This is a genomic window from Micromonospora parva, assembly GCF_000718515.1.
Lineage (GTDB): Bacteria > Actinomycetota > Actinomycetes > Mycobacteriales > Micromonosporaceae > Micromonospora > Micromonospora parva.
In genome coordinates this window covers 89,731-109,958 of record NZ_JNZS01000006.1, presented here as the reverse complement: position 1 = coordinate 109,958, position 20,228 = coordinate 89,731, and the positions used below count along the sequence as shown (strand labels likewise).

Below are 20,228 nucleotides of genomic sequence, written 5' to 3'. Positions count from 1 at the left end.
CCGAAGCCACTACATCCACGATCGAGCGTGATCTTGCGGCGGGGCGGCGCTTGGCCGCGGCGGTGCCCGGTCCGGGGGCGGCGTCCAGATGGGCGGGGACGGCGCGGGGGCGTACCGAAAGACGAGGGCCCGGCACGCGACCGCGTGCCGGGCCCCTACGTCCGGGTGAACCAGGACCTAGCTGTCGCCGCCGGTCTCGCCGACCGGGGCGGCGTTGACGTCGTCGATCGCGTACTTCTTGGCGGCCTCGGCCGGCACCGTGGCCGGCACCGCGCCGCTGCGGGCGAGCTGCCGCAGCGTGGCCACCACGATCGACTCCGCGTCGACGTGGAAGTGCCGGCGCAGCGCGTGCCGGGTGTCCGACATGCCGAACCCGTCGGTGCCGAGCGACGTGTAGTCGCCGGGTACCCAGCGGGCGATCAGGTCCGGTACCGCGCGCATGAAGTCGCTGACCGCGACCTTCGGCCCGTCCGCGTCGGCCAGCTTCTGCTGGATGTACGGAACCTTCGCCTCGGCGCCCGGGTTGAGCAGGTTGTACTCCTCGGTCTCCACCGCGTCGCGGCGCAGCTCGGTCCAGGAGGTTACCGACCAGACGCTGGCACCCACCCCCCAGTCCTGGGCGAGCAGCTGCTGGGCCTTGAGCGCCCACTGCATCCCCGTGCCCGAGGCGAGCAGGTTGGCCTTCGGGCCGTCGACCTGCGGGGCCGGCGAGTAGCGGTAGATGCCCTTGAGCAGGCCCTCCACGTCCACGTCGGCCGGCTCGGCCGGCTGCACCGTCGGCTCGTTGTAGACCGTCAGGTAGTAGAAGACGTTCTCCTGCGCGTCCCCGTACATCCGGTGCAGACCCTGCTCCATGATGTGCGCGATCTCGTACGCGAACGCCGGGTCGTACGCGACCACGGCCGGGTTGGTGGCGGCGATCAGCAGCGAGTGCCCGTCCTCGTGCTGAAGACCCTCACCGTTGAGCGTGGTCCGACCGGCGGTGGCGCCGAGCAGGAAGCCGCGGGCCATCTGGTCGGCCGCCGCCCACAGCCCGTCGGCGGTGCGCTGGAACCCGAACATCGAGTAGAAGATGTACATCGGGATCATCGGCTCGTCGTGCGTGGCGTACGACGAGCCGGCGGCGGTGAACGAGGCCACCGAACCGGCCTCGTTGATCCCCTCGTGCAGGATCTGCCCGGTCGTCGACTCCTTGTACGACAGGAACAGCTCGCGGTCGACCGAGGTGTAGCGCTGGCCGTGCGGCGAGTAGATCTTCGCGGTCGGGAAGATCGAGTCGAGACCGAAGGTGCGGGCCTCGTCCGGGATGATCGGCACCCAGCGCTTGCCGAACTCCTTGTCCTTCATCACGTCCTTGAGCAGCCGGACGAAGGCCTGCGTGGTGGCCACCTTCTGCTTGCCCGAGCCGCGCTTGACGTCGGCGAACCGCTCCGGGCCGGGGATGGCCAGCCGCTTGGTGCTGGTCCGCCGGGACGGCAGGAACCCGCCGAGCTGCTCGCGCCGCTCCTTGAGGTATGCCATCTCCTCGGACTTCTCGCCCGGGTGGAAGTACGGCGGCAGGTAGGGGTTGTCCTCCAGCGCCGAGTCCGGGATGTCGAGGTAGAGCCGGTCGCGGAAGGTCTTCAAGTCCTCCAGCGTCAGCTTCTTCATCTGGTGGGTCGCGTTGCGGCCCTCGAAGTGCGAGCCGAGCGTCCAGCCCTTGATCGTCTTCGCCAGGATGACGGTGGGCTGACCGGTGTGCTCGGTGGCCGCCTTGTAGGCCGCGTAGAGCTTGCGGTAGTCGTGCCCACCCCGCTTGAGGTTCCAGATCTCGTCGTCGCTGAGCGGCTCGACCATCTTGCGGGTCCGGGCGTCCCGGCCGAAGAAGTGCTCCCGCACGTACGCGCCCGACTCCGCCTTGTAGGTCTGGTAGTCGCCGTCGGTCGTGGTGTTCATCAGGTTGACCAGCGCGCCGTCGGTGTCCGCGGCGAGCAGCGGGTCCCACTCGCGACCCCAGACGACCTTGATCACGTTCCAGCCGGCACCCCGGAAGAACGCCTCCAGCTCCTGCATGACCTTGCCGTTGCCCCGGACCGGGCCGTCCAGCCGCTGCAGGTTGCAGTTGATCACGAAGGTGAGGTTGTCCAGCTCCTCGCGGGCGGCCACGCCGATGGCGCCGAGCGTCTCCGGCTCGTCCATCTCGCCGTCGCCGAGGAACGCCCAGACGTGCTGCTGGGAGGTGTCCTTGATGCCGCGGTGCTGCAGGTACCGGTTGAACCGGGCCTGGTAGATCGCGTTCAGACCGCCGAGACCCATCGAGACGGTGGGGAACTCCCAGAAGTCCGGCATCAGCCGAGGGTGCGGGTACGAGGGCAGCCCACCGCCGGGGTGCGACAGCTCCTGGCGGAACCCGTCGAGCTGGTGCTCGCTGAGCCGCCCCTCCAGGAACGCCCGCGCGTACATGCCGGGGGAGGCGTGGCCCTGGTAGAAGATCTGGTCGCCACCGCCCGGGTGGTTCTTGCCCCGGAAGAAGTGGTTGAAGCCCACCTCGTAGAGCGACGCCGAGCTGGCGAAGGTGGAGATGTGCCCGCCGACGCCGATCTCCGGGCGCTGCGCCCGGTGCACCAGCATGGCGGCGTTCCACCGGACGTACGCCCGGATCCGCCGCTCGACGTGCTCGTCACCCGGGAACCAGGGTTCGCGCTCCGGTGTGATGGTGTTGATGTAGTCGGTGGTGGTCAGGGGCGGAACCCCGACCTGGCGCTCACGGGCCCGCTCCAGCAGGCGCAGCATGACGTAGCGGGCGCGCTTGGCACCGCGTTCGTCGATGACACCGTCAAGCGACTCGACCCATTCGCTGGTCTCTTCAGGGTCGATGTCCGGAAGCTGGCTCGGTAGGCCGTCGCTGATCACCGGGCGCTTGCGTTCCGTAGCCACAGGCGTTCCCTCGGTTGTGTGTGGGATAGGTCTCTAGCGCCATCCTGCCCCCTGGTGGCACCCCTCGTCACGTCTAGGTGCCCTGGACGCGACGCTCAACACAGGTACTCGCCGGTAACTTAGCGCTACGACCCGCTTTCGACGCTTGTTCTGGCTTCCTACCGTGGTGGCATGAACGGACGGCGCGTGATTGTCGGCGGTGTGCTGTTGGCAGTCGGGGTGCTCCCGGCGGTCCCGGCGACCTGGGTGCTGGTGTCGGGTGAGTCCGCCGCGCTCCCGATCGTCATCTTCGGTCTGGCCGCAGCGCTCTTCGGCGCGATCCAGGTGCGTGCCGGCCTGCGGGAACCAGCGGCCCGGAGGGTGCGGCCCGTGCCCGGCCAGCGCGCCAGGCACGCGGACACCAGCACGCCGGCGAGTTACTACGGAAGCGACTCCGGCGGCTGGGACTGGGGCGGCGGCGGTGGCGATTCCGGCGGCGGTGGCGGTGGTGGGGACTCCGGCGGCGGTTCCTGAGCCTGCCCTGGGGCAGAATGCGGTGTATGCGCAGCGACGTGATCACCGTCCAGACCGGGTCCCGGCCGGCCGTCCGGGACATCACTGCGGAGGCCCAGCAGTTCGTCTCCGGTGAGGGCGACGGCCTGCTGCACGTCTTCGTGCCGCACGCCACCGCCGGCCTGGCGATCATCGAGACCGGGTCGGGCTCCGACGACGACCTGCTCAGCGCGCTGGCCGACCTGCTTCCCACCGAGGACCGCTGGCGGCACCGACACGGCTCGCCCGGGCACGGCCGCGACCACGTGCTGCCGGCGTTCGTCCCGCCGTACGCCACGGTGCCGGTGCTCGGCGGCCGGCTGGCGCTGGGCACCTGGCAGTCGATCTGCCTGGTCGACACCAACGGCGACAACCCGACCCGTCAGGTGCGCTTCTCCTTCCTGCCCGGCTGACCGCCCGGCCGCCCCGCGTCACGATCCACGCGGCGTCCCCGCACCGCCCCGGCGGGAGAGGGCGGCGCCGTGCGCGGATCGTGACGGGTCGGGCGGGTTACGGGCGGACGGTCTCCTGGTCGACGGTCTGCTGACCGAGGTCGACGGACGGCGCGCCGCCCCGCAGCGCCGACGGCAGCGGGTTGTCCGCCGTCTGGTGCAGGCCCGGCACCCGGTCCTCGATCACGAACGACGCCCTGGTGTACGCGGGCGCGTCCGGCCGGCTGACGTACGGCAGCACGTCGAAGTCGGCGGTGAGCTGCCCCGGGGTGATCGTGGTGCGCACGTACCCCCGCAGGTTGTTCTGGAAGCGCAGGTGCGGGTTGAACGCGAACCACGGGTGCGAGCCGGACGCCGAGTCCGCGCCGTCACCGGTCGAGGTGATCGAGGAGCAGACCAGCTCGGTGCCGACGGTGCGTGAGGTCGGGTCGGCGTAGTCCAGCTTGAGATCGCTGGCCCAGTGGGCGTGCACGTCGCCGGTCAGCACCACCGGATTGCGTACCCCGGCGGCCAGCCAGCCCCGGGTGATGCGGTCCCGGGAGGCCACGTAGCCGTCCCAGGCGTCCATGCTGGTGACGGTGAGCGGGCCGGAGTTGTTGTCCCGCTGCGCGAAGAAGACCTGCTGGCCCAGGATGTCCCACTGGGCGTCCGAGCGGCGGAAGCCGTCCAGCAGCCACGCCTCCTGCTCGGCCCCGGTGATCGACCGGGCCGGGTCGGATGCCGCGGCGCAGTCCCGGTAGCCGTCGCCGCAGGCCTGGTCGTCGCGGTACTGCCGGGTGTCGAGCAGGTGGAACGTGGCCAGCCGCCCCCAGCGCACCCGCCGGTAGAGCTGCATGTCGATGCCGCGGGGGATCGAGGTGCGCCGCAGCGGCATGTTCTCGTAGTACGCCTGGAACGCCGCCGCCCGCCGCGCGGGGAACTCCGGGTCCGGCGCCTCGGGCACCTCGTCGGCCCAGTTGTTCTCCACCTCGTGGTCGTCGAAGACCACCGCCCACGGCGCCACCGCGTGCGCGGCCTGCAGGTCGGGGTCGGTCTTGTACTGGGCGTGCCGCTGCCGGTAGTTGGCCAGCGTCCGGGTCTCCGGTCCCTCGTGGTCACGGGGGTTGCCACCGGGCACGTTGTACGTGTCCGGGGCGTACTCGTACTGGTAGTCGCCCAGGTGCAGGATCAGCTCCGGCTCGGTCTCGGCCAGCCGCCGGTAGGCGGTGAAGTAGCCGTGCTCGTACTGGGAGCAGGAGGCGAAGCCCATCGCGAGGGTGGCGGGCATGGTCCACGGTGCCGGGGCGGTGCGGGTGCGTCCGGTCGGCGAGATGTGCCGCTCGGCCCGGAACCGGTAGAAGTACTCGCGCCCGGCCAGCAGGCCGGCCAACTCCACGTGCACGCTGTGCGCCGAGCGGGCGCGGGCGACAGCGACGCCGCGGCGCACCACGTGCCGGAACCGCTCGTCGGCGGCCAACTCCCAGTGCACCGGCACGTCGCGGTCCGGCATGCCGCCGAGGCCGTCCTCGGCCAGTGGCTGCGGGGCCAGGCGGGTCCACAACACGAACCCCTCGTGGTCGGGGTCGCCGGAGGCCACCCCGAGGGTGAACGGGTAGGCCAGCGGCCGGCCCGCCGCCGCGCCGGCCGCCGTCGGCAGCCCGGTGACCGCGCCCGCGGCGCCGATCGCGGCGCCGGACAGCAGGATGGTACGTCGGGACAGTGACACGAATCCTCCCCAGAGTCCGATCTTCGTGACTCCGGGAGCCTCGCGAGGCCCGGTGGCCGACAGGTGACAGCGAGGCGCCCTGCTCGTCGCCGGCAGTCGAACACCGATGACCACAGTCGATTCGTGCTGGTCGCCGACGGGCCGGCCGCGCCGGCGGGCCCGGACGACGCCCGTCACTGCGTACGATGTGGCAGTGACGCAGGAGGTGAGTCCCGCGGCGGGCGCACCGGTGGATCGCGCCGGTCTCGCCTTCGACGTGGTGCGCCGGATGGCGCACGTCACCGCCGCGCTGCGACACCGGCAGGGCTCCGCGTTCGCCGAGTTGGGCCTCACCCCGGCGGCGGCCCGGGCGTTGCAGGAGCTGGACCCGGATCACCCGCTGCCGGCCCGCGATCTCGCCGGTCAGCTGGGTTGCGACCGGTCGAACGTGACGGTGCTGGTCGACAAGCTGGAGCAGGCCGGGCTGGTCGAGCGCCGCACCGATCCCACCGACCGCCGGCAGAAGACGTTGCTGGTGACCGGGGAGGGTCGTGTCGTACGGGCCCGGGTGATCGAGGTGATGTCCGACTCCCGACTGCTGTCCGGGCTGACGGACGAGGAGCTGAACACCCTTCGTGACCTGGTCTGGAAGGTGTCCGACGGCGGCTGCCCGGAGTCCTGCGAGTCACAGTGAACGCACCCCGGCCGGCCGTGTCCCACTGGGCGAGCCGGGCTCCCGTCGGTAATGCTGTCCGACGTGACCACCCCGCAAGATCTCGACGACCGGTTCCGGGAGACGCTGGCGGCGCTGCCCGCCGCCGAGCGACGGCGTGACCCCGCCGACCCGGTCACCGACGACGCCCCACTGACCGGCGCGCAGCTGCTGGACCTGTTCGACGCACAGGTGACCAGCCGGCAACTCGACCTGGCCGGCCGCTGGTTGCGCAGCTTCGGGGAGGGCTTCTACACCATCGGTTCGGCCGGCCACGAGGGCAACGCCGCCGTCGCCGCCGCGCTGCGTCCCACCGATCCGGCGTTGCTGCACTACCGCTCGGGCGCGTTCTACTGCCTGCGCGCCGCCCAGGTCGCCGCCGATCCCGCGCCGAGCACCGAGCCGAGCACCGAGACCGAGTCGACCACCGAGACCGAGCCGACCTCCGCTCGGGTGCCCTCCGCCGACGCGGCGGTGTCCGAAGCGGAGCCGTCCGGGTCCGAGCGGGTCACCGGTGGCTTCACGGCGTACGCCGACGCGGCCCGGGACGTGCTGCGCGGGATGGTCGCGTCCAGCCTCGAGCCGATCGCCGGTGGCCGGCACAAGGTGTTCGGCCGCGCCGACCTGGCCATCGTGCCGACCACCTCCACCATCGCCTCGCACCTGCCCCGCGCCGTGGGCATGGGGCTCGCCGTGGAGCGGTTGCGCCGGCTGGACAGCGCCGGACGGCGTACCGGGGCCGGGGTGCGGGTCGGCAGCGGCGCCGGCGCCACACACGCCCCCTGGCCACCGGACGCGATAGTGGTCTGCTCGTTCGGCGACGCCTCGGTCAACCACGCCAGCGCCACCGCCGCCTTCAACACCGCCGGCTGGTACGACCACGCCGGGCTGCGCATCCCGGTGCTCTTCGTCTGCGAGGACAACGGGTTGGGCATCAGCGTCCGCTCGCCGGAGGGCTGGGTCGAGGCGACCCTGCGGGCCAAGCCGGGCATCCGCTACTTCAGCGCGGACGGAAGCGACCCGGTGCAGACGTACGCGGTGGCGGCGGAAGCCGCGGCGTGGGTGCGCCGCAACCGCCGCCCGGCCGTGCTGCACCTGCGCACCGTGCGGCTGATGGGGCACGCCGGGGCGGACGCGGAGACCGCGTACCGGAGCCCGGCCGAGCTGGCCGAGGACCTGGACCGGGACCCGGTGGCCGGCACCGCGCGGCTGCTGGTCGCCGCCGGCGTGGCGACCGGTGCGGAACTGCTCTCCCGGTACGACGAGACCGGCTGGCAGGTCCGCCGGCTGGCCGAGGAGGTGCTGGGCGAGCCGAAGCTGGCCGGCGCTGCCGACGTGGTGTCGACGCTGGCGCCTCGCCGTCCGGTGCGGGTGGCGCGGGCGGTGGCCGACGCCGCGGCGCGGGCCAGCGGGCCGGGCGCGGCCGCCCGGGCGGAGGCGTTCGGCGGTAAGCCGCCGGAGCTGGCCGGCCCGATGACGTTGGCGCAGAGCATCAACGCCGCGCTCGCCGACGGGATGCTCGACCACCCGCAGATGGCGGTCTTCGGTGAGGACGTGGCCGCCAAGGGCGGCGTGTACGGGGTGACGAAGGGGCTGCGCGACCGGTTCGGGGCGGCCCGGGTCTTCGACACCCTGCTCGACGAGACGTCGGTGCTCGGGCTGGGCCTCGGTGCCGGGTTGGCCGGGATGCTGCCGGTGCCGGAGATCCAGTACCTGGCGTACCTGCACAACGCCGAGGACCAGCTGCGCGGTGAGGCGGCCACCATGCGGTTCTTCTCCCAGGGGGCGTTCCGCAACCCGATGGTGGTGCGGGTGGCCGGCCTGGCGTACCAGGAGGGGTTCGGCGGGCACTTCCACAACGACAACTCGGTGGCCGTACTCCGGGATGTGCCCGGTCTGGTGATCGCGGTGCCGGCGCGGCCGGACGACGCCGCGCCCATGCTGCGAACCTGTCTGGCGAGCGCGGCGGTGGACGGCAGTGTGTGCGTGTTCCTGGAACCGATAGCGCTCTACCACACCCGCGACCTGTACGCCGACGGTGACGGAGAGTGGCTGGCCGGCTATCCGGAGCCGGGCGGATGGGTGGCCGGTCACGTGCCGATCGGGCGGGCCCGGGTCTACCGCGTCGGGTCGGCCGACGACCTCACCATCATCACCTTCGGTAACGGGGTGCGGATGTCGCTGCGGGCCGCGGCCGTCCTCGCCGAGGAGGGGGTGGGCACCCGCGTGGTGGACCTGCGTTGGCTGGCCCCGCTGCCGGTGGCCGACATCATCCGGGAGTCCTCGGCGACCGGCCGGGTGCTGGTGGTGGACGAGACACGCCGCTCCGGCGGGGTCGGCGAGGGCGTGATCGCCGCGCTCGTCGACGCCGGATATGTCGGTGCCGCGCGGCGAGTGGCGGGAGTTGACTCGTTTGTACCATTAGGTCCGGCAGCACGTCACGTACTGGTCTCCGCGGAAGCCATTACCGACGGTGCCCGTACGCTGCTGGCACGGTAAATTCCGTTCCACCCGGTGCGCCACTTGCGCGCAGACCCACAAGTGTGTGGACTTTGCCTGACGGCGTCGCACCGACGCCGCGAGCAGGGACGAGATGAGGAGGCACGCGACAGTGAGCGCGACCGCTGGTCAGGCCGCCGACGGGGTACGCAGCCTGGCGGACCGGTTCGGGATCGAACCGGGGATGGTCGTCATGGAGATGGGGTACGACGACGACGTCGACCAGGATCTCCGAGACGCCCTGACCGACCGCTGTGGAGATCTGGTCGACGAGGACACCGACGAGGTGGTCGACGCGGTGCTGGTGTGGTACCGGGACGGCGACGGCGACCTCTTCGAGCTGCTCGTCGATGCCCTCGGCCCGCTGGCCGACAACGGCGTCGTGTGGCTGCTCACCCCCAAGGCGGGGCGCGAGGGGCACGTCGAGCCGAGCGAGGTCGCGGAGTCCGCGCCCACCGCTGGCCTTCAGCAGACCTCGACCGTGAACGCCGGCCGGGACTGGAGCGGCGCACGTCTGGTGCTGCGCCGAGGGGCCAAGGCCAAGAAGTAGCCAGCGCCGCTCTGCGCGCCCGACGGTCCGCCCACCGCCGGGTGGCAGGCCGCTGCCGTTCACCCGACTCGACCCGAGGAGAGTGCGCATGCTCATCGAGGTTGGTGCCGAGGCACCGGACTTCGTGCTGAAGGACCAGAACAACCAGGAGGTCCGACTGTCGGACTTCCGGGGCAGGCGCACCGTGCTGCTGGTCTTCTACCCGCTCGCCTTCACCGGCATCTGCCAGGGCGAGCTGAGCGAGATCCGAGACAACCTCGACGAGTACGTGAACGACGACGTCCAGGTGCTGACCGTCAGCGTCGACTCGGTCTACAGCCACAAGATCTGGGCCGACCGTGAGGGCTACCAGTTCCCGATGCTGGCCGACTTCTGGCCGCACGGTGCCGTCGCCCAGGCGTACGGGGTCTTCAACGACGTGGCCGGCTTCGCCAACCGGGGCACCTTCGTCATCGACAGGACCGGCGTGGTCCGCTTCGCCGAGATGAACGGTCCGGGCGAGGCCCGCGACCAGCAGGGTTGGCGCAAGGCCGTCGCCGAAGCGACCAACTGACCGGGGTACGCCGTGCACCCGGGTCGGTGGCGGGCAGGTAAGCTTGCCAGCCACCGGCCCGCCACGGGCGATCCGGGCGCGTAGCTCAGTGGGAGAGCACTCGCCTTACAAGCGAGGGGTCGCAGGTTCGAAACCTGCCGCGCCCACCCTTCACTGATCGTCATCCGTCAGCCTCGCCTGTGCTGGCGCAGGCGACCCGCGGGGCCGTCACGGCCTCACGGTGGCGCCTCCGCCGCCGTTGCGTGGTCCGGAGTGATCAAGTGATGAAAAGTAGGCCAGGAGCACTCCTGGCAGCTGTTTCTCATCACTTGATCATGATGACCCGACGCGCGTTCCGGCTGGCGTCCGTGCCGGACGGGGAGCGGATATCTTTCGGATCGTGAAGATGGTGGGTCGGCTGCGGGCGTTGCTGGGTAGGGGCACCAGGGATCAGTCCGAGGACTCGTCTGACGCGCAGCCCTTCTCGCCGGAGTGCATGTCGCTGCTTGAGCTGGCCCGGATGCTCGCGGGTCGCGAGTACAGCGGGAGAGTCGCCAGCGCGTACGTCGAGGTGGTGACGTTCGCGTCGGCTGACGAGATCGTGGCGATGCTTGAGGTGATGCTGAGGGAGGACTGGATCGGCCTTCCGGTGTGGGCGCGAAACCTCGCGTTCCGGCTGGCCTGCCTGCAACGCCCGGAGGATGTCGAACTGCTGCGTCTGGCGGCGGGCGATCTGAACGCCTTCGGTCCCGACTGGGACGCCATCGCCACAGACCTTCAGCGTCGAGCCGACCGACTTGACGCCGCGCAGGAAGAGCCCACTTTCTGACGCCGGATCAGGCCGTGGGGCGCAGCATCCTGGTCAGGACGGTCCGGAGCGCCTCGGCGGCCTCGGCGGGAGACATCCGGCCGGCGTCGACCTCCTCGCCCGCGGCGTGGCAGAGCTTGGTGGGTGATCGTGGCCTGCCAGCCGGTCGGCCAGTCGGCGAAGGCCCGCCCGGGCCGGACGGTCCGGAGTGATCACGCCATGATGGGTGGGTGCAGGACACCGTCGCCGTCGCGCTGATCACCTCACTGTCCACCTTGGCCGCCGCCACCCTGACCGGGCTGGTCGGCGCGCTCAGCACCCGCCGGCAACTGGCCCACCAACTCACCGTCGCCCGGCAGGAGAGCGTCGAGCGGTGGGCGACGCGTCGGGACGAGTTGCGCCGCGACGCGTACGTCGGGTTTCTGGGCGCCTGCGACCAGGCGTACCGGCAGTTGGACCGGCGGTGGCTCGAACCCGGCGGGGGCGAGCCGGTGCCCGGCTTCGACGAGGCGTACGCGGCGATGCGCGCCGTCGACGAGGCGTACAACCTGGTGTTGCTGGAGGGCCCGGCGGAGGTCGCGGCGGTCGGCCGGGCCGTGTTGACCAGCCTCACCGCGGAGCACGCCGACCAGCGCCGGCTCGGTGACGAGCCGGGCGACCGGGGTGCGCCGCTGCGCGACCGGCACCGGGAGCGCTGGCTCGCGGCGATCGAGGTACGCACGAATCACCGGATCTCGTTCGTCGACGCGGTACGCCCGGTGCTGGGCCACGACGGCTGACGAGCCGGCACTGGGTTGGTTGAGCCCGGGGCGGCGTCGGATGGCGCCGACGCCGCCCCGGGTGCTCAGCTGTTGAAGCCGCCGTCCACGTTGACCACCGCACCGGTCACGTAACCGGCCTCGGGGCTGGCCAGGTGCGCGACGGTGGCCGCGATGTCGGCGGGGCGGGCGTACCGGCCGACGGCGGTGAATCCGGTGATCGCCGCCGCGTTCGGCCCGTCCGCCGGGTTGGCGTCGGTGTCCGTCGGCCCCGGGTTGACCAGGTTGACGGTGATGTTCCGGGAGCCCAGTTCCCGGGCCAGGCCCCGGGTCAGCCCGACCAGGGCGGACTTGCTCATCGCGTAGAGCGTCAGCCCGGGAAAGACCACCCGTTCACCGACGTTGCTGCCGATGCTGATGATCCGTCCGCCCTCGCCCAGGTGCCGCAGCGCCGCCCGCGCGGCGACGTACGGTGCCCGGATGTTGACCGCGACGGTCTGCTCCACCTCGGCCGAGCCAAGCTCGTCCATGGCGCCGACCGTGAACACCGCGGCGTTGTTCACCAGGATGTCCAGCCGACCCAGTTCGGCGGCTGCCCGGTCGACAGCGCCCTGCACGGCGGCCGGGTCGGCGCCGTCCGCCTGGATCGCCAGCGCCCGTCGGCCCAGCGCCTCGATCTGCTTCACCACTGTCGCGGCCCGCTCGGCGTCCTGCCGGTAGGTCAGCGCCACGTCGGCCCCGTCCTGGGCCAGACGCAGGGCGATGCCGGCCCCGATGCCCCGGGAACCTCCGGTCACCAGTGCGACCCTGTCGTTGAGTGTCGTCGTCATGCAAACGATCATCTGGCCGCGCGGCCTCGTCGTCTGGCGGCTATCGGACCCCTCGTTGCGACCCTCAGGTCCGATTCCCGCGATCCTCGACGGCCTGCGGACGCGGTGGGCCGCCATGATCCGCGCGACTTCACGGATCCTGCTGCCTCACCCGGCGACGAGACAGCAGGATCACCGAAGTTGCGCGGATCTTGCCAGGTGGGGGAGGGTGGGGCGAGCGATGCGGGGAGAGTGGTCGTGGAACTGGCAGGCATCGGCGCGGTGCTGTTCGACATGGACGGCACCCTGGTCGACTCCGACGCCGCCGTGGAGCGGGCCTGGGAGCGGTGGGCCGGCGAGTACGCCGTCGATCCGGCGGCGGCGTTGGCCATCGCGCACGGCAGCCCGGCCGACCGGACCATCCGCCGGCTGCTGCCCGCGCTCGACGACGACGCGGTCGCCACCGCTGCCGCGCGACAGTTGGCGTTGCAGTACGACGACCTGTCCGACGTGACAGCCACCCCCGGTGCGCACGAACTGCTGAACGTGCTGGCCCGACTGGGGTTGCCCTGGGCGGTGGTGACCAGCGCCGACGCGCGGCTCGCCGAGGCCCGGCTCGACGCCGCCGGCATCAAGGCGCCGGTGCTCGTCACGGTCGAGGACGTCAGCGTCGGCAAGCCGGACCCGGAGGGCTACCTGCGGAGCGCGGCGCTGCTGGGCGTACCGGTGGCGCGGTGCCTGGTCGTCGAGGACGCCGAGGTCGGCCTGCGGGCCGGGCGGGCGGCCGGGGCGATGACCGCCGCGCTGAAAGGGCTCGACGGCGACCTGCGGCTGCACGACCTGACGCAGTTGGCCCGCCAACTGGACCCGCCGACGGCATCCTGACCCCGCCCGCCCCGGCGGTGAATCTGTTGGCGTGTCCAGGCCGGTTCTGCTGCACTGCCTGCTGGCGACGATGAAGGGGAGACGCGGTGGAGTTGACGTTGACGCCGATGACGGCGCCGGAACTGGCCCGCCTGCTGGGGGCATTGGAGCAGGGGTACGCCGAGGACCTGGTGGCCCACCGGGGGATGACCCCGGAGGCGGCCCGTGAGCGGACGGTCACCCAGATCGGGGAGTCGCTGCCGGCCGGCGTGGACACCGAGGGCGTGTTGCTGCGGATGGCCCGGGTCGGTGACACCGAGGTCGGCTGGATCTGGGTGACCCTGCCGACGGCCGCCGCACCGAACCAGGCGTGGATCCACAACATCGAGGTGCACGAGGAGCACCGGGGACGCGGGTACGCACGGCGGGTGATCCAGCTCATCGAGGCCGAACTCGCCCAGCTCGGCGTGCCGGAGCTGGGTCTGAACGTCTTCGGTACGAACACCGTGGCGCTCGGCCTCTACCGCAGTCTGGGCTTCGAGGTCACCTCGCGGCAGATGGCGAAACGCGTCACCCCGGCGGGCTGAACCGCCGCCGACGCCGTGCACTGTCGGTCCTCCCGGCAGGACTGTTCACCTGCCCAGCGGGAAACCGGCGCGGACCGCACCTGGGGAGGAGCGACGGATGACGCACGGCGCCGGACTGACCATCGGTGTGCTCGGCTCGTACGGTGGGCGAAACCTCGGCGACGAGGCGATCCTCACCGGCCTGCTCACCGATCTGCGGACGCAGGAACCGAACGCCCGGATCATCGTCTTCTCCCGGAACCCGGAGCACACCCGGGCCGCGCACCCGGACGTCGAAGCGGTGCCGTGGGAGGGCGTGAGCCGTACCGACTCGGCCCTGGTCCTGGCCCAGCTCGACCTGCTCATCCTGGGCGGTGGCGGCATCCTCTACGACCGGGAGGCCCGCCGTTACCTGCGGGTGGTCCGGGTCGCCCAGGAGCGGGGCCTGCCACTGATCACGTACGCGGTGGGGGTTGGGCCGCTCAGCGACGGGGTGGACACCGGCATGGTCCGGGAAACGCTCTCCAGCGCGACCCAGGTGACCGTCCGGGACCAGGAGTCCCGGATGGTGCTGGAGGAGGCTGGCCTGCTCAACCCGATCACCGTCACCGCGGACCCGGCGTTCCTCCTGCAACCGGAGGAGTTCCCGGCCCACCTGCTGGCCGAGGAGGGGGTGCCGGTCGGCAAGCGGTTGGTCGGGATAAGCGTGCGGGAGCCGGGCCGGGCCGCCGAACGCCTCGACGTGGACGGTTACCACCGGCTGCTGGCCCAGATCGGTGATTTCCTGGTGCACCGGATCGACGCGTACGTGCTGTTCGTGCCCATGGAGCGGGACGACATCCGGCACGCCCACGGGGTGCTGTCGCACATGGTCGCCGCCGAGCGGGGTCGGATCCTGCACGGCACCTACTCCCCGCAGCAGGTGCTGGGGCTGATGCGCCACTTCGACCTGGCCGTCGGCATGCGCCTGCACTTCCTGATCTTCGCGGCGATGGTCGGTACGCCGTTCCTGCCCCTGCCGTACGCCGGAAAGGTCTTCGACCTGGCCCAGCGGCTCGGTGTGCCGGCGCTACGCGGTGTGGAGCGGGAGGTCGAGGGGCCGCTGCTGGCCGAGGTCGACCGACTGTGGGACGAGCGGGAGCAACGCGCCGACGCCACCGCGCGGCGGGTGGCGGAGGTATGCGATCAGGCGCGGGGCACCTCGGAGGTCACCCGTGGCGTGTTGGAAAGTTTGCGCAGCCAGACCCTCACCCGGGTCTGAGCCGGCGGTCACACCGCCGGGCCGGTCCACCGGTAGCGCCACTCGCGGGCGTCCTCGCGGAAGTTCTCCAACTCGTAGATCTGCGCGTCGGCCAGCCCACCGGAGCCGAGGTGATGGTGGGTCAGCGGCGGGCGACCGTTGCTGTCGAGCTCGACGGTGATGGTCTGCCCGTCCGCCGTGCCGCCGACGAGAGGGATCTGCACGGAGGAAGCCATGCGCCCATCCTGCCCGGCGCAGCGCCCGCTCGCAGCGGATAGCGGGGCAGCGGGGTGACCGGCCCGTGGCTAGGGTCGGCGAATGGAGCAGACGATCGATCCCACGCTCGGTCCGGTGCTCGCCCGCACCGGCGACGAGCGCGCCGTGCTGACCTCGTTCCTCGACTTCCACCGGGCCGTGCTGCTGCGCAAACTGCGCGGTCTCTCCGACGCCGACGCCCGCCGCCGGCTGGTGCCCTCGGCGACCACGCTCGTCGGGCTGGTCAAGCACCTCACCCTCGTCGAGCGCAACTGGTTCCCGACCCTGTTGGCCCCCGAGCCCGGCGACGTCTACCTGACCTCCGAGGAGGACGCGGTCGCCAGCTTCATGCTCGACGACCAGGAGACCGTCGCCGGGCTCGTCGAGGCGTACGAGCGGGCCTGTGAGCGGTCCCGGGCGGTCGTCGCGAGCGTCGACCTCGACCACGTGGTGCCGCATCCGCAGCTCGGTGAGGTGTCGGTGCGGTGGATTCTGGTGCACCTGATCGAGGAGACGGCCCGGCACGCGGGCCACGCCGACATCCTGCGCGAGCTGACCGACGGCGAGTGCGGCGCGTTCTGAGCCCTGCCCGCCGTACGCCGTCGGCGCGGCGGCGTGCCGTCAACCGCTGGGCAGCAGGCCCGGCGGGTACTCCATCCCGTCATGGGCGCAGGCCGCGGCGGCGACCCGCGCCGCGTACCGGGCCGCGTCCGCCAGCGGCTCGCCACGCAACCGGGCGGCGATCAGCCCGGCCGCGAAGGCGTCGCCCGCCCCGTTGGTGTCAACCACCGGCGCGGGTGCGGTGGCGGGTGGCACCGGCGTCACCGTGCCGTCGCCCGGGAACAACTCGGCGCCGTCCGCGCCCCTGGTCACCAGCACTGTCCGGGGGGCCAGCGTGCCGGCGAGCGACGCGGCCCGGTCGCCCAGCCGCACCCCGCTCACCAGAACGAGGTCGGCCACGTCGGCGAACGGCCGATGGTAGGTGTTCTCGCCGTCCCAGTCGTGCAGGTCGGTGGAGAGCGCCACGCCTGCCGCAGTGGCAGCCCGCACGGCGGGCAGCAGCGGCACCGCCCAATCCATGATCGAGAGATGGACGTGCCGGGCGTCACGAACCAGCGCGGCCAACTCCGCGGCGGAGAACGGCGGGCCGCCCCGCCACGGGCGCGGGTCGTACAGCGACGTGCGTCGCCCACCCGGGTCCACGAGGTTCACCGAACGGCGGGTGCCGTCCGGGTTCTCGGCCAGCACCGCCGGAATCCCGGCCCTGGTCAGCGCCGCCCGGACCAGCTCACCGGCCGGGTCCGCGCCGAGGGTGTCCACCACCAGCACCCGCAGGCCGAGCGCCCGGGCGGCCAGCGCCACCCCGGCACCGGTGTTGCCGATCCGCAACTCGATCGGCTCGACGGTGTGGGAGTCGGCGGCCGGCAACGGCAGCGCGGGCACCCGGACCCGCACATCCACCCCGAGCCCACCAAGAACCAGCAGATCGACCACGCCGCCGACGCTAGCCTGCTGCCGCGCGAGCCTCCAGGCCACGCGATCGTGCACTTTCTGCGCGACAGAATGACGCCTTCTTCGCAGAACACCAACACCAACTGCAAGATCACGCAGGTGGGGGTGTCGGTCCGGCCAGGTTGGGCCACCTATCCTGGTCGCGGGCGACGACGAGGGGGAACGGGTGCTGGTCATCCACGGGCTGTGGTTGCCCGACGCCAGCTCGACCGGCGCCAGCTCGACAGGTGGCCTCGCCGTCTGGGCCGAGGACAGCGCGGCGCCGATTCCCGCTGCACGTGCGGGCCGCCCGGCCCGGGACCGCCCGCACCCCTTCGCCGCCGGGCACACCGACCTGGCCGCCGTCCTCGCCGAGGCCGCCGAGCCGACCCGACCGGACACCGCGCTGCTCACCCTGCCCACCCGGGCGGGCGCGCCGACCGACTCACCCGAGCTGATCCGCACCACCGTCGCACCTGCGGCCCGCGGCCGGCTCACCCTGGCCAATTGGCGGGTGCCCATTCTGGTGTACGCCCCGGACGACGCCCTGTCGCTGCTGCACACCCTGGACGACATCCCGGCGGTGGCCGGGGCCACCCTGCGGCACCTCGCCGAGCTGGCCGACTTCGCCGCCGACCTGGTGACCCGTGGCCGGGTCCTGCCCGGTGTACGCATGACGACGAGCGACCAACTGCCCGGCGCTGGTGCGACGACGGACAACCAGCCGCCCGGTGCGACGGTGGGTGACCAGCCCTCCGGCGCTCGCGGAACGGTGGCGTCTTCCGGGGCTGCCGCGCGGGTGCCCGCGCAGGCGGTCTGGCGTCCGCTGCTGACCGGCACCGATGCCGCCTGGGCGCGATCGCTGGCGCTGGCCCTGCCACCCGCCGCCCGCGCCACCGTCCTGCCGGCCACTGCCACCGGCTCGCCAACGCCTACCCCCGCCGCTGCTGCTCAGCGGTCCGACGAGAGTGCCGCCGCAGCGACCGCCGGTTCTGGTGACCGTGAGCTGACCGCCGCCGCGCTGGTCGCGGACGCGCTCGACGCGTTGACCGACGCCGCCGCGCGGGCCGCGCTGGCGACCACCACGCTGGCCCGGGGGCTGCGCCCGGGTGGTCCGGCGCCGGCCTGGTTGGCCGCGCTCGCCGGCCCGCAGCGGGACTTCACCATCGACCCGGCCGGGCTGGCCACGCTCGGCGCGGAACTGGACGCCTGGCAGCGCGACGCCGCCGGGGGCCCGGTGCGGGCCAGCTTCCGACTGGTCGAGCCGGCCCCCGACGAGGTCACCGAACCGTTCCTGGCCACCGCGCCGGCACTGGCCGACTCCGCGCGGGCGGCGGTCGACTCCGCGCCGGTGCCGGTCGGGTCGGCCGGTGGCGGCCGGTGGCGGCTGGAGTTCGGGTTGCAGGCCGCAGACGAGCCTGGCCTGCACGTCGACGCCGGGGAGGTCTGGCGCGGGCCGCAGACACCCGGTGGCCTGGCGGGCCGGACGGCCAGCCCGCAGGAGACCCTGCTCGCCGAGTTGGGCCGGGCCAGCCGGCTCTGGCCGGACCTGGACGCCGCGTTGCGGACCGCCGCCCCGGAGGCGATGGAACTCGACGTCGAGGGAGCCCACCGGTTCCTCAGCGCGGGCGCCCCGGTGCTGCACGCGGCCGGCTTCGGGGTGCTGCTGCCGTCCTGGTGGCAGCGTCCGTCGGCGCGCCTGGGTGCCCGGTTGCGGGCCCGCAGCCGTACCGCGCCGGGCACGGTCGGTGGCGTCGACGCCGGCGTCGGTCTGGACGCCCTGGTCGACTACCGCTGGGAGATCGCCCTCGGCGACCAGCCGCTCTCCGCCGAGGAGTTGGCGGTGCTGGCCGAGATGAAGACCCCGCTGGTCCGGCTGCGCGGCCGGTGGGTGGAGTTGGACCCGGGGCGGCTCGCCGCCGGTCTGCGCCTGCTCCGCTCCGCCGGCGAGCTGACCGTCGCCGACCTGCTCCGCCTCGGGCTGGCCGACGGCGAGGCCACCGGCGCGCTGCCGGTGCTGGAGGTGACCGCCGACGGGGCGCTGGGCGACCTGCTCGCCGGCGCGGTCGAGCGGCGGCTCACCCCGCTGGACCCGCCCCCGGGCTTTGAGGGGACGCTGCGGCCGTACCAGCAGCGTGGACTGGCCTGGCTGGCCTTCCTGCGCTCCCTCGGCCTGGGCGGTGTGCTCGCCGACGACATGGGGCTGGGCAAGACTGTGCAACTGCTCGCGCTGCTCGCCGGGGACCCACCGGAGGCCGGGCCGACGCTGCTGGTCTGTCCGATGTCGCTGGTCGGCAACTGGCAGCGGGAGGCCGCGCGGTTCACCCCGGGGCTGCGGGTGCACGTACACCATGGTGCCGAGCGGGCGCGGGGGGCGGAGTTCACCGCGGCCGCGCACGGCGCGGACCTGGTCCTCACCACCTACTCGGTGGCCGCCCGCGACGCCGCCGACCTGGCCGGCATCGACTGGCACCGGGTGGTGGTGGACGAGGCGCAGGCGATCAAGAACGCGTCGACGCGGCAGGCCGAGGCGGTCCGGGCGCTGCCCGCCCGGCAGCGGGTGGCGGTCACCGGTACGCCGGTGGAGAACCGCCTCGCCGACCTCTGGTCGATCATGCAGTTCGCCAACCCGGGCCTGCTCGGGCCGGCCGCGACGTTCCGCAAGCGGTTCGCCGAGCCGATCGAGCGGCACGGCGACGCCGAGGCCGCCGAGCGCCTGCGTCGGATCACCGGGCCGTTCGTGCTGCGCCGGCTCAAGACCGACTCGTCGATCATCTCCGACCTGCCGGAGAAGCTGGAGATGGAGGTGCTCTGCAACCTCACCGCCGAGCAGGCCGCGCTGTACCGGGTGGTGGTCGACGACATGCTCGCCCGGATCGAGACCAGCGACGGCATCGAGCGACGCGGTCTGGTGCTGGCCACCATGACCCGGCTCAAGCAGGTCTGCAACCACCCCGCCCAACTGCTGCGCGACGGCTCGCCGTTGGAGGGCCGTTCCGGCAAGCTGGCCCGGCTCACCGAGATCCTGGAGGAGGTGCTGGCGGCGGGGGAGCGGGCGCTGCTGTTCACCCAGTACGCCGAGTTCGGCGCGATGTTGCGCGGTCACCTGTCGGCGCGCTTCGGCCGGGAGGTGCTGTTCCTGCACGGTGGCGTCGGCAAGGCCGAGCGGGACACCCTGGTGCAGCGCTTCCAGTCGGCGGAGGGTCCGCCGCTGTTCGTCCTGTCCCTCAAGGCCGGCGGCACCGGGCTGACGCTGACCGCCGCGAACCACGTGGTGCATGTGGACAGGTGGTGGAACCCGGCGGTCGAGGACCAGGCCACCGACCGGGCGTTCCGCATCGGGCAGCGCCGACGGGTGCAGGTCCGCAAGTTCGTCTGCGCCGGCACTGTCGAGGAGAAGGTGGCCGCGCTGATCGCCGACAAGCGCAGCCTCGCCGAGCGGGTCGTCGGCACCGGCGAGCAGTGGATCACCGAGCTGTCCACCGGCCAGTTGCGGGACCTGTTCGCCCTGGAGGCCGGGGCGGTGGTGGAGTGAGCGAGCGGAGCGAGCGAACCGTCAGG

Annotated in this window: 17 protein-coding genes, 1 tRNA gene and 2 pseudogenes; 15 read left to right on the top strand and 5 right to left on the bottom strand. The window is 72.5% G+C overall.

Annotated features, from left to right (window positions below; genetic code table 11):
• Nucleotides 1-177: 177 nt before the first annotated feature.
• Nucleotides 178-2,916, bottom strand: coding sequence for a pyruvate dehydrogenase (acetyl-transferring), homodimeric type (gene aceE, locus IF22_RS0108825; RefSeq protein WP_030330252.1), 2,739 nt, complete (start codon nucleotides 2,914-2,916; stop codon nucleotides 178-180).
• Between the two features lie 171 nt (nucleotides 2,917-3,087).
• Between aceE and IF22_RS0108820 the strand changes: the two genes are divergently transcribed.
• Nucleotides 3,088-3,429: a hypothetical protein gene (locus IF22_RS0108820; protein WP_030330250.1), complete on the top strand. Its 342-nt coding sequence runs from the start codon at nucleotides 3,088-3,090 to the stop codon at nucleotides 3,427-3,429.
• Between the two features lie 26 nt (nucleotides 3,430-3,455).
• The gene (locus IF22_RS0108815; protein WP_030330248.1) at nucleotides 3,456-3,860 is read left to right on the top strand and encodes a YjbQ family protein; all 405 of its coding nucleotides are present in this window, start codon (nucleotides 3,456-3,458) and stop codon (nucleotides 3,858-3,860) included.
• Between the two features lie 97 nt (nucleotides 3,861-3,957).
• Here the strand turns inward: IF22_RS0108815 and IF22_RS0108810 are convergent, their stop codons facing one another.
• Nucleotides 3,958-5,604 (bottom strand): alkaline phosphatase D family protein, encoded by a 1,647-nt coding sequence (locus tag IF22_RS0108810; protein ID WP_030330246.1) that lies wholly within the window; start codon nucleotides 5,602-5,604, stop codon nucleotides 3,958-3,960.
• Between the two features lie 268 nt (nucleotides 5,605-5,872).
• On the opposite strand from IF22_RS0108810, the gene IF22_RS0108805 reads away from it, so the two are divergent.
• From IF22_RS0108805 to IF22_RS0108775, 8 genes and pseudogenes are all read left to right on the top strand, one after another.
• Nucleotides 5,873-6,277 carry a MarR family winged helix-turn-helix transcriptional regulator gene (locus IF22_RS0108805; RefSeq protein WP_245233577.1) on the top strand — a complete coding sequence of 135 codons (405 nt, stop codon included), beginning with the start codon at nucleotides 5,873-5,875 and terminating at the stop codon, nucleotides 6,275-6,277.
• 51 nt (nucleotides 6,278-6,328) lie between these two features.
• Nucleotides 6,329-6,700 (top strand): annotated as a pseudogene (locus tag IF22_RS36420) (transketolase); the annotation flags it as partial.
• Nucleotides 6,701-6,817: 117 nt separating this feature from the next.
• A pseudogene (locus IF22_RS0108800) lies at nucleotides 6,818-8,794 on the top strand (thiamine pyrophosphate-dependent enzyme); the annotation flags it as partial.
• Nucleotides 8,795-8,906: 112 nt separating this feature from the next.
• Complete coding sequence (locus tag IF22_RS0108795; RefSeq protein ID WP_030330240.1) at nucleotides 8,907-9,344, top strand: DUF3052 domain-containing protein; 438 nt, start codon at nucleotides 8,907-8,909, stop codon at nucleotides 9,342-9,344.
• A gap of 88 nt (nucleotides 9,345-9,432) precedes the next feature.
• Nucleotides 9,433-9,897, top strand: a complete 465-nt coding sequence (locus IF22_RS0108790) for a peroxiredoxin (RefSeq protein ID WP_030330239.1) — start codon at nucleotides 9,433-9,435, stop codon at nucleotides 9,895-9,897.
• Nucleotides 9,898-9,971: 74 nt separating this feature from the next.
• A tRNA-Val gene (locus tag IF22_RS0108785) sits at nucleotides 9,972-10,043 on the top strand.
• A 239-nt stretch (nucleotides 10,044-10,282) separates the two neighbouring features.
• A complete protein-coding gene (locus IF22_RS35840; RefSeq protein WP_245233576.1) occupies nucleotides 10,283-10,705 on the top strand; it encodes a hypothetical protein in 423 nt (140 codons plus the stop codon).
• 209 nt (nucleotides 10,706-10,914) lie between these two features.
• On the top strand, nucleotides 10,915-11,463 hold the full coding sequence (locus tag IF22_RS0108775; protein WP_030330235.1) for a hypothetical protein: 549 nt from the start codon (nucleotides 10,915-10,917) through the stop codon (nucleotides 11,461-11,463).
• 65 nt (nucleotides 11,464-11,528) lie between these two features.
• On the opposite strand, the gene IF22_RS0108770 is transcribed toward IF22_RS0108775, so the two are convergent.
• Nucleotides 11,529-12,272, bottom strand: coding sequence for a 3-oxoacyl-ACP reductase family protein (locus tag IF22_RS0108770; RefSeq protein WP_030330233.1), 744 nt, complete (start codon nucleotides 12,270-12,272; stop codon nucleotides 11,529-11,531).
• A 237-nt stretch (nucleotides 12,273-12,509) separates the two neighbouring features.
• On the opposite strand from IF22_RS0108770, the gene IF22_RS0108765 reads away from it, so the two are divergent.
• The 3 genes from IF22_RS0108765 to IF22_RS0108755 all read left to right on the top strand — a co-directional run bounded on the left by IF22_RS0108765 (nucleotide 12,510) and on the right by IF22_RS0108755 (nucleotide 14,942).
• Nucleotides 12,510-13,136, top strand: a complete 627-nt coding sequence (locus IF22_RS0108765) for an HAD-IA family hydrolase (RefSeq protein ID WP_030330232.1) — start codon at nucleotides 12,510-12,512, stop codon at nucleotides 13,134-13,136.
• Nucleotides 13,137-13,222: 86 nt separating this feature from the next.
• A complete protein-coding gene (locus tag IF22_RS0108760; protein ID WP_051708259.1) occupies nucleotides 13,223-13,702 on the top strand; it encodes a GNAT family N-acetyltransferase in 480 nt (159 codons plus the stop codon).
• A 97-nt stretch (nucleotides 13,703-13,799) separates the two neighbouring features.
• Nucleotides 13,800-14,942 carry a polysaccharide pyruvyl transferase family protein gene (locus IF22_RS0108755; RefSeq protein ID WP_030330230.1) on the top strand — a complete coding sequence of 381 codons (1,143 nt, stop codon included), beginning with the start codon at nucleotides 13,800-13,802 and terminating at the stop codon, nucleotides 14,940-14,942.
• 8 nt (nucleotides 14,943-14,950) lie between these two features.
• Here the strand turns inward: IF22_RS0108755 and IF22_RS0108750 are convergent, their stop codons facing one another.
• On the bottom strand, nucleotides 14,951-15,157 hold the full coding sequence (locus IF22_RS0108750) for a hypothetical protein (RefSeq protein WP_030330229.1): 207 nt from the start codon (nucleotides 15,155-15,157) through the stop codon (nucleotides 14,951-14,953).
• A gap of 82 nt (nucleotides 15,158-15,239) precedes the next feature.
• Between IF22_RS0108750 and IF22_RS0108745 the strand changes: the two genes are divergently transcribed.
• Nucleotides 15,240-15,758, top strand: a complete 519-nt coding sequence (locus IF22_RS0108745) for a DinB family protein (RefSeq protein WP_030330228.1) — start codon at nucleotides 15,240-15,242, stop codon at nucleotides 15,756-15,758.
• Between the two features lie 39 nt (nucleotides 15,759-15,797).
• Here IF22_RS0108745 and IF22_RS0108740 read toward each other — a convergent pair whose 3' ends face one another.
• Nucleotides 15,798-16,670 carry a carbohydrate kinase family protein gene (locus tag IF22_RS0108740; RefSeq protein ID WP_030330227.1) on the bottom strand — a complete coding sequence of 291 codons (873 nt, stop codon included), beginning with the start codon at nucleotides 16,668-16,670 and terminating at the stop codon, nucleotides 15,798-15,800.
• A 184-nt stretch (nucleotides 16,671-16,854) separates the two neighbouring features.
• Between IF22_RS0108740 and IF22_RS0108735 the strand changes: the two genes are divergently transcribed.
• Complete coding sequence (locus IF22_RS0108735; RefSeq protein ID WP_030330226.1) at nucleotides 16,855-20,202, top strand: SNF2-related protein; 3,348 nt, start codon at nucleotides 16,855-16,857, stop codon at nucleotides 20,200-20,202.
• The last annotated feature ends 26 nt before the right edge of the window (nucleotides 20,203-20,228 follow it).

Coding starts and splice junctions, on each gene's coding strand:
- IF22_RS0108820 (WP_030330250.1), top strand. CDS start 3,088: ATGAACGGACGGCGCGTGATTGTCGGCGGTGTGCTGTTGGCAGTCGGG.
- IF22_RS0108815 (WP_030330248.1), top strand. CDS start 3,456: ATGCGCAGCGACGTGATCACCGTCCAGACCGGGTCCCGGCCGGCCGTC.
- IF22_RS0108805 (WP_245233577.1), top strand. CDS start 5,873: ATGGCGCACGTCACCGCCGCGCTGCGACACCGGCAGGGCTCCGCGTTC.
- IF22_RS0108790 (WP_030330239.1), top strand. CDS start 9,433: ATGCTCATCGAGGTTGGTGCCGAGGCACCGGACTTCGTGCTGAAGGAC.
- IF22_RS35840 (WP_245233576.1), top strand. CDS start 10,283: ATGGTGGGTCGGCTGCGGGCGTTGCTGGGTAGGGGCACCAGGGATCAG.
- IF22_RS0108770 (WP_030330233.1), bottom strand. CDS start 12,272: ATGACGACGACACTCAACGACAGGGTCGCACTGGTGACCGGAGGTTCC.
- IF22_RS0108755 (WP_030330230.1), top strand. CDS start 13,800: ATGACGCACGGCGCCGGACTGACCATCGGTGTGCTCGGCTCGTACGGT.
- IF22_RS0108750 (WP_030330229.1), bottom strand. CDS start 15,157: ATGGCTTCCTCCGTGCAGATCCCTCTCGTCGGCGGCACGGCGGACGGG.
- IF22_RS0108745 (WP_030330228.1), top strand. CDS start 15,240: ATGGAGCAGACGATCGATCCCACGCTCGGTCCGGTGCTCGCCCGCACC.